The sequence below is a fragment of the Brevibacillus borstelensis genome, assembly GCF_037834415.1.
Classification (GTDB): Bacteria; Bacillota; Bacilli; order Brevibacillales; family Brevibacillaceae; genus Brevibacillus; species Brevibacillus borstelensis_A.
Map to the genome: position 1 here is coordinate 1 of NZ_JAUMSJ010000071.1, position 6,728 is coordinate 6,728.

The following is a 6,728-nucleotide window of genomic DNA, read 5'->3' on the forward strand; positions in this document are numbered from 1 at the left end:
GCAATCGTATTCTTACCAATCCGGGTCTGCAAAAGCGGCAATAGGAGCCGCTTTCCAATCAGGATCAGCATCATTGGGTATTCCATGCATGTTGCTTGCAGTGAAAAGAAACAGAAAAGCAAATACAGACATCCACTTTTTCACTGAATGATCCCCCCTACTCATTTATTACATGATTATTACATATTTTCTCAATTATTTCCATATCCTCGAAAGAAAAGTTTCTCTCGCTCACCCGATGGTACCGCAGCAGTAAACCGAAACACTGGATTGTCTTTTCAACCGCCCCAATCTGCCGATAGAACCTGATGCTTTGAATAAGACTGTCAATCCCGTCGTCAATTTGCCCCATGGCAAGCAGACAGGCGCTTTTTCTCTTAAAGTATCTGGCTGCATGTTTCAGTCTGTTTGGGTGACAGTCTACAGGCAAAAATGTGTCTTCAGAGCCGATCAGCTCTTGGATCGCATCATTTCGGCCTGTTTCCAGGCACACCTCCAGAAGATCGCTGACGATTGTGATGCGACCGTCCGGCTTGGCTTCGTGAAGGCAATCATTGTAAAGGGCAATCGCTTGGTCGCAATCTCCTTTTTTCGCATACAACAACGCTCGCAAATGTTTTTTTCGAAAGTCGGCATATTGGCTGCGTTCATACATTTCCAAGAAAAATTCGGCAAGTATCAGATCCCCCAGACGCAAGTACGAGTTGACCGTCGAAATGAGGGCTGATGCTCTTGATTTGTTGTCCGTTTGATCTTCATGAATCCCTTTTCTACACAATTCAATACTTTCACCATAGTACTCCAGAATATAAGCGTGCACTCCCATACGATAATAATAGTCAACACGCTCTGTCGGCTGTAGAAAATCGATGTAGGACAATAATTCTTTGCCCCGCCAGTATGTTTCCTCAAAGCGGGCAAAATCGTCTCGTTCAAGTATATAGCGCTCATAAATGCTTTTGCTGAGAAAATAGGGAATGCCGCTTTTTCGAGTGTAATCAATGATTACGCCATAGAGTGTCAACTTGGTACGCTGAGCATCTATTCCTTTTGTCACCTGGAGAAGATGGTCCAAAGCCAGAAGCGAATCCATTCTCGTTGTTTCCAGAAGCTTTTGAGCAGCTTTTTGGATCAGCATTTTGTTATTTAGGGCAATGGATTCCTCCAGAAGCAATTTAATCGTCGCAGGCCGCTCTGTAGTGTCCAAGTAGTGGCCAATGATCTCGTCAAAGGGGATATGAAGTGTATGTCCAACTTTTTTCCACAATTGAAAACTGGGATGTCTTGTGGCCCCCGTCTCGATTTTGGAGAGTGATGTCTTGCTGACTCCTGTTCGCTCTGCGAGTTTGCTCAACGATAGATTCTCCCGTTGCCGGTATGTGAGAATCATTGCGCCTATCCCTTCTATCGCCATAGTAGGAGCCCCCTGAAAAGTTTTTGATCTATTATTTTTTCAGAATACCATATATAATAAAAAATGGTAATATAAAACTGGTAAATATGTATAAAAAATAAAACATTTGGAATATACCAGAATTCGCTTCGGCAATTCGCCATTCAGGAAGAACAGAAAGCCCTTCCCGCTCAAGCTGCAGGCAAAGTGTCGCCAGGCTTTGCCAATCGGAGGCGCTTTTGAGATGATAAACGTATCGAGAAAAGGAAGGAGCTGGAGTGAACAGTATGACTATGATCAAGCTGGATTCGCCATTTCAGCACAAAGGCTTGTCGCTCAAAAACCGCATCGTCATGCCCCCGATGTGCCAGTATTCCGTCGAGGCCAAGGACGGAGCTCCGAACGACTGGCATTTTGTCCACTACGTATCCCGGGCTGTCGGTGGCGCAGGACTGATCATCATGGAGATGACCGATGTGCACCCGGACGGGCGGATTACCGATTACGATCTCGGTCTGTGGTCAGACGAGCAGATTCCCGCCTTCGCGCGGATCATCTCCGAGGTGCAGAAGTACGGCGCGAAGATCGGCATCCAGATCGCCCATGCCGGACGCAAGGCACAGGATGCGGAAGTGCCTGTCTCACCGTCGCCTGTCCCGTTTAGCGAGCAGTTCAAGACCCCTCGCGCCCTCACGACAGACGAGGTGAAGGAGATGGTGGGGCTCTTCCGCGATGCCGCGCGGCGGGCCGTGGAAGCTGGCGTGGACACGATCGAGCTGCATGGAGCGCACGGCTATCTGATCCATCAGTTCCACTCCCCGGTCACCAACCAGCGTACCGACGAGTACGGCCAGGACCCGGCGCTGTTCGGCATCGAAGTCATCCAGGCTGTCAAAAGCGTGCTGCCCCCCGACATGCCGCTGATCATGCGGGTATCGGCAGTCGAATATATCGACGGCGGCTACGGATTGGAATACAGCACCGAGCTGTGCCGCCGTTACCGGGAGGCGGGAGTGGACATCTTCCACATCACCAGCGGTGGAGAAGGCCCGATCGGTTCCGGAGGCCGCCCCGGCATCCATCCCGGCTACCAGGTCCCGATGGCCCGTGCGATCAAGGAAGCGCTTGACGTCCCGGTCATCGCCGTGGGCATTCTCGACGACCCGCATCTGGCGGCAGCGACGCTGGGCGACGCCGATCTGGTCGCCGTCGGCCGCGCCATGCTCCGAGACCCGTACTGGGCGCTTCACGCAATCAAGCGGCTACACGGCGAGCTCGTGCCTCCCAAGCAATACGGCCGCGCTTTTTAACATTCACCCGAAAGAAGTCTCCCACTTCTAAGTTTTGCGAAGCGTAACGAAAGCGGGAGATGAATGTCGGCGTGCACGTTTTCGATGGTGCGGCAATCCTTCGCTAACTCTTTGATCGTCATGTCTCTTTTGTCTTGCATAAATGATCAGCTCCATAATGGAGGGTTTAACCATTTACACAAAACTTTTTACGCTCTCGGCAGCCCACCTCCTAAGGGAGAACGGGCTACTTTTTTTCGTCCTATTTTTGAAAAATAATTGAAGGGTTACGCTACCCTCAACCTCAATAAGAGGTATTTTGCAGGACTCTCGCATTAGAAGGTCTTTTTACGTTTTTTTCTCTTTTCCCTTCATTGACTCTCCGGAAGCTGTATTTGCGTCCAACTCTGAGAAGCATCCATGAAAACGCTGCTTTTGGACGCGGCTTCCGCTTTGGGAACGGGGCCGGCCAGTACAAGACCCAGCAAGTGTCCCACCGAACCTGCAGCGTTTTCACCCTGTTTCATCTCCTCCGCTATCGCTCGAACCACCTCCCATTATTAAGCAACGAGACGACCATCTTTCCAATTAACCCCAGCAGAAACAGTTCGCCCCACAATCAGCCGTTGACAGGCAACAATGATCTTTTTATAATTGAACAAAAACCTATTAAAATACTTGGTATTATTCTGCGAAACCGACTGGACAACTGGAGGTTTCCCTGCAAACAAGGGGCTCTGCTTGTCTTTTTTTACTATCAGGAATGCGCAAAAACGGCAGCAAGCGGACAGAAATCGTTAACGGATGGTCCGGTATTGAAAAACAGGAAATCTGGAGGGAGAGGCAATGTCAGCTGTTTTGGTCATCGGCGGAGACCGCTTGGGCAATATCACCGATGTGCTGCATGGGCGCGGTTATCAGCAAATTTATCACGTCACAGGACGAAAGCATTCCCAGTACAAGGTGAAAATCCCGGCTGATACGAAAATGATCGTCGTGCTTACCGATTTCGTCAATCACAATCTGTCCTGCCACGTGAAGGGCCAGGCGAAAGCCAAAAAGCTTCCGATCGTCTTTTGCAGGAGGTCGTGTACCATGATGGAACAGGTGCTGTAGAAGTTTTTTGATGTGTAATTCCCACATAGATATAATGAGTATTAAACCTTTCTTCCGCGTCTGGCCCGGGTAATGGAAGGGCATTCAATCGTGTGACTGCAAGTCAAATCGGGAAAAACAGGAGTGGAACGTATGGCAAACAAAGGGCACGGAAAGGGCTTTGATACCCGTCTGGAGATGATTCTGGAGGCTCTTGAGGGATTGGAGTACGGGACCCTGAACATCATCGTGCACGAATCCCAGATCACCCAGATTGAACGGACCGAGAAAAAGCGATTCCCGCTGGAAAAAACGGCTGCGTCCAAGGAGAGGCTGCTAGTCGAACGGGCGAGACAAGGCGGGTGATTCGCACGGTCGCTGGAAAAATTCCTCTCCTGCAAAGAAAATGGAATGATAGCTCTGATTCTTGGCCAAGTCGGACTAAGAAAAGAGCTATTTTTTTGTTCTCGTGCTTATCCCGTGGTAATATGTGGGAAACGGTCTTGCAACGCTTTTACCTGATTTATGTTTCAAAGTCAGCTTACCGTGAAGGAGTATACCATGATCATCACCAAACAAGAATTTTCCGTAAATGGGCTGGATTATGCGATTCGGTCCGCAATCGCTGCAGACGCAAAAGTCCTCTCCGAATTAAGAGTACGGATTGACGGAGAAACCGAAAATCTGGATAGAGAACAAGGGGAGGGCTTCATCGATGTACCAGGTTTTGAACAGCTGATAAAAACGGACGCCGCAAAGCCGAGAAACCTGTTTTTGGTCGCTGTCGCCCACGACCGGATCATCGGGTTTTCAAGATGCGAAGGCAATGATTTGAGCAGATTCTCCCATAAAGTGGAGTTTGGCGTAGCCGTCTTGAAAGAGTTTTGGGGATATGGCATCGGCAAAAATCTGTTAAAGCAATCCATTTCTTGGGCTGATTCCAACGGTATTAAGAAAACGACCTTGAACGTTCTGGAAACAAACGAGAAAGCCATTCAGCTGTATAAAAAGCTTGGCTTTGAAGTCGAGGGAATATTGAAAAACGACAAAATTCTTTCCGACGGCAAATACTACAACACGATTGTTATGGGAAGGTTTCATGAATGACGGCTATTGAAAAACAAGGGGCGGAGACATGGGAATGTCCGATACTTCCTACGAATGACACAGCTTTTTCACTGGGCCGAATAAAAAAGGCGGTACAAAACATGAGACAATTTATGATAGGCATGCTGATTTTGGGGGGCGCGCTTTTTCTGTTCTCGGGCTGCAGCAGTAAAGACCCTTACAGTACGGCGAGAGACAGCCTGAATATCGACGACCAGACGTACGAAGCATTGCGCTCGGTGACGATGAAAGCAAGGGAAGATGCTGAGAGCATCGGTTATCAGGTGTCAATGGTGGATCTCCCTAATCCAGCGGTCATTTATCAGGATGGAAAACCATTGGGAGCCTATATGGTTCATGCGGCGGCAAAATCCCAAAAAGATGCGCAAAAGGATATCGTCATACTTTACTATTTTTTGGCAAATCAAGAGCTGATGGTGAGAATCCCGATGGGAGAGGCGGATGGCGAGTATGAAAAATACCAGTACAGGCCGGAAAATATAGCATTTTGAATGACGCCGCCAATACCGTGAATGCCTGTCGAAGGTGACCCGTGCTTACAGGTAATGCTCCGGATGGGCTCTCGCTTTTCCCCTGCAAAGTCGACGTAGGGGATGTCAAAAATCGCTCTTAAACGATCGGTTAAAGACGCGGTATCCGTCTCTTTTACCCGGCAAATCATGCCGATATGGCCGTTTCCTTCCGGCCAGAAGGGCTGTATGGCTTCGGCATCGAGCTTCCATAATCGCGCCGCCTGTACCGATGGGTCAGCTGGTGTCCATGGGCAAGTGGCAGGTAAAGACGGAAAGCTCTTGTTCGCGAATTGCCTCCAAAAGGTCCGGGCGGATCGGGAGGAAGCCCCTTCCCCAAGCGCCGCGCGGATCGCCGCATTCGATCAGGAGCGGATTGTGCATGAACAGCAGATCGCCGGGAGCTGCCATGGCGAGAAACCGTTCCAGGACGTCGTCCGTAGGAAAAACGGCGAGGTATACGGTCTGAACCTGTTCGGCCCCGCGCAGCATCATACCGTTGAAGGTGCGGACAAACGTCGGTTCAAAGAAGCTGCGCCAGTCAAAGCGGACAGTTTCGTAGACCATCGGGATGAAACGGGAAAAAGCCGGATCGCGCTCCCACTCCTCCATGCGGAACAGCTCGACAAGCGATCTTTCTATACGGGACAATGCTTCCATAGCAAGCATCTCCTTTAGCGTCAGAATTAAGGTAATGGCGGGCATTTCGCGGCGTTGCCGGGAAACAGCGGCTATTGTACCGCAAAAATAGAAAAAGGAGTGTCGGAAAATGAATATTCGTCATGCCCGTGAATCCGACTACATACCAGTCATCTCCGTCATCGACGACTGGTGGGGAGGCCGGCATATGGCCGACATGCTTCCCAAGCTGTTTTTCCAGCACTTTCAGAATACCAGCTTCGTGGTTGAGAAAGACAGTGAGATGATCGCTTTCCTCATCGGTTTTGTTTCGCAGACGGATCCGAAACAAGCGTACATTCACTTTATCGGCGTGCATCCCGAGTACAGGAAGGACGGCATCGCCAAGCGTTTGTACGAGATGTTCTCCGACAAGGCGAGGGAGAGGGGCTGCGAACTCATCAGGTGCGTAACTTCGCCGGTAAATAAAACATCCATCGCCTTTCACACTCGCATGGGGTTCCGCATTGAAAAAGGCAACGGCGAGGTGGATGGCATTTCCGTATTTGTCAACTATGACGGCAAGGGACAGGACCGCGTTTTGTTTTTGAAGGAAATCCGGTAGCGATCAGAGGAAAACGGGCATAAACAGTTGAAACGAACCAAACAGCCGCGGATTCTGGCGGCTGTTTGCTT

Annotated in this window: 9 protein-coding genes; 6 read left to right on the forward strand and 3 right to left on the reverse strand. The window is 49.8% G+C overall.

Annotation, left to right across the window (positions count from 1 at the left end; all coding sequences use genetic code 11):
- Positions 1-12: 12 nt before the first annotated feature.
- Positions 13-144 (reverse strand): hypothetical protein, encoded by a 132-nt coding sequence (locus Q3F21_RS26660; protein WP_340259559.1) that lies wholly within the window; start codon positions 142-144, stop codon positions 13-15.
- 13 nt (positions 145-157) lie between these two features.
- A complete protein-coding gene (locus Q3F21_RS26665) occupies positions 158-1,414 on the reverse strand; it encodes a helix-turn-helix domain-containing protein (RefSeq protein WP_340259561.1) in 1,257 nt (418 codons plus the stop codon).
- A 272-nt stretch (positions 1,415-1,686) separates the two neighbouring features.
- Here Q3F21_RS26665 and Q3F21_RS26670 point away from each other — a divergent pair, with 272 nt between their 5' ends.
- The 5 genes from Q3F21_RS26670 to Q3F21_RS26690 all read left to right on the forward strand — a co-directional run bounded on the left by Q3F21_RS26670 (position 1,687) and on the right by Q3F21_RS26690 (position 5,396).
- Positions 1,687-2,703, forward strand: a complete 1,017-nt coding sequence (locus Q3F21_RS26670) for an NADH:flavin oxidoreductase/NADH oxidase (RefSeq protein ID WP_340259575.1) — start codon at positions 1,687-1,689, stop codon at positions 2,701-2,703.
- Between the two features lie 825 nt (positions 2,704-3,528).
- Complete coding sequence (locus Q3F21_RS26675) at positions 3,529-3,798, forward strand: DUF2325 domain-containing protein (protein WP_340259563.1); 270 nt, start codon at positions 3,529-3,531, stop codon at positions 3,796-3,798.
- Between the two features lie 132 nt (positions 3,799-3,930).
- On the forward strand, positions 3,931-4,143 hold the full coding sequence (locus Q3F21_RS26680) for a YezD family protein (RefSeq protein WP_340259565.1): 213 nt from the start codon (positions 3,931-3,933) through the stop codon (positions 4,141-4,143).
- Positions 4,144-4,338: 195 nt separating this feature from the next.
- Positions 4,339-4,884, forward strand: coding sequence for a GNAT family N-acetyltransferase (locus tag Q3F21_RS26685; RefSeq protein WP_340259567.1), 546 nt, complete (start codon positions 4,339-4,341; stop codon positions 4,882-4,884).
- A gap of 101 nt (positions 4,885-4,985) precedes the next feature.
- A complete protein-coding gene (locus Q3F21_RS26690; protein ID WP_340259569.1) occupies positions 4,986-5,396 on the forward strand; it encodes a hypothetical protein in 411 nt (136 codons plus the stop codon).
- Positions 5,397-5,651: 255 nt separating this feature from the next.
- Here the strand turns inward: Q3F21_RS26690 and Q3F21_RS26695 are convergent, their stop codons facing one another.
- Positions 5,652-6,074, reverse strand: coding sequence for a hypothetical protein (locus tag Q3F21_RS26695; RefSeq protein WP_340259571.1), 423 nt, complete (start codon positions 6,072-6,074; stop codon positions 5,652-5,654).
- Positions 6,075-6,183: 109 nt separating this feature from the next.
- Here Q3F21_RS26695 and Q3F21_RS26700 point away from each other — a divergent pair, with 109 nt between their 5' ends.
- A complete protein-coding gene (locus Q3F21_RS26700; protein ID WP_340259573.1) occupies positions 6,184-6,657 on the forward strand; it encodes a GNAT family N-acetyltransferase in 474 nt (157 codons plus the stop codon).
- The last annotated feature ends 71 nt before the right edge of the window (positions 6,658-6,728 follow it).

Bases quoted from the DNA above. Each gene is read 5' to 3' on its own strand.
- Q3F21_RS26665 (WP_340259561.1), bottom strand. From the start codon at position 1,414: ATGGCGATAGAAGGGATAGGCGCAATGATTCTCACATACCGGCAACGG.
- Q3F21_RS26670 (WP_340259575.1), top strand. From the start codon at position 1,687: ATGATCAAGCTGGATTCGCCATTTCAGCACAAAGGCTTGTCGCTCAAA.
- Q3F21_RS26675 (WP_340259563.1), top strand. From the start codon at position 3,529: ATGTCAGCTGTTTTGGTCATCGGCGGAGACCGCTTGGGCAATATCACC.
- Q3F21_RS26680 (WP_340259565.1), top strand. From the start codon at position 3,931: ATGGCAAACAAAGGGCACGGAAAGGGCTTTGATACCCGTCTGGAGATG.
- Q3F21_RS26685 (WP_340259567.1), top strand. From the start codon at position 4,339: ATGATCATCACCAAACAAGAATTTTCCGTAAATGGGCTGGATTATGCG.
- Q3F21_RS26690 (WP_340259569.1), top strand. From the start codon at position 4,986: ATGAGACAATTTATGATAGGCATGCTGATTTTGGGGGGCGCGCTTTTT.
- Q3F21_RS26695 (WP_340259571.1), bottom strand. From the start codon at position 6,074: ATGGAAGCATTGTCCCGTATAGAAAGATCGCTTGTCGAGCTGTTCCGC.
- Q3F21_RS26700 (WP_340259573.1), top strand. From the start codon at position 6,184: ATGAATATTCGTCATGCCCGTGAATCCGACTACATACCAGTCATCTCC.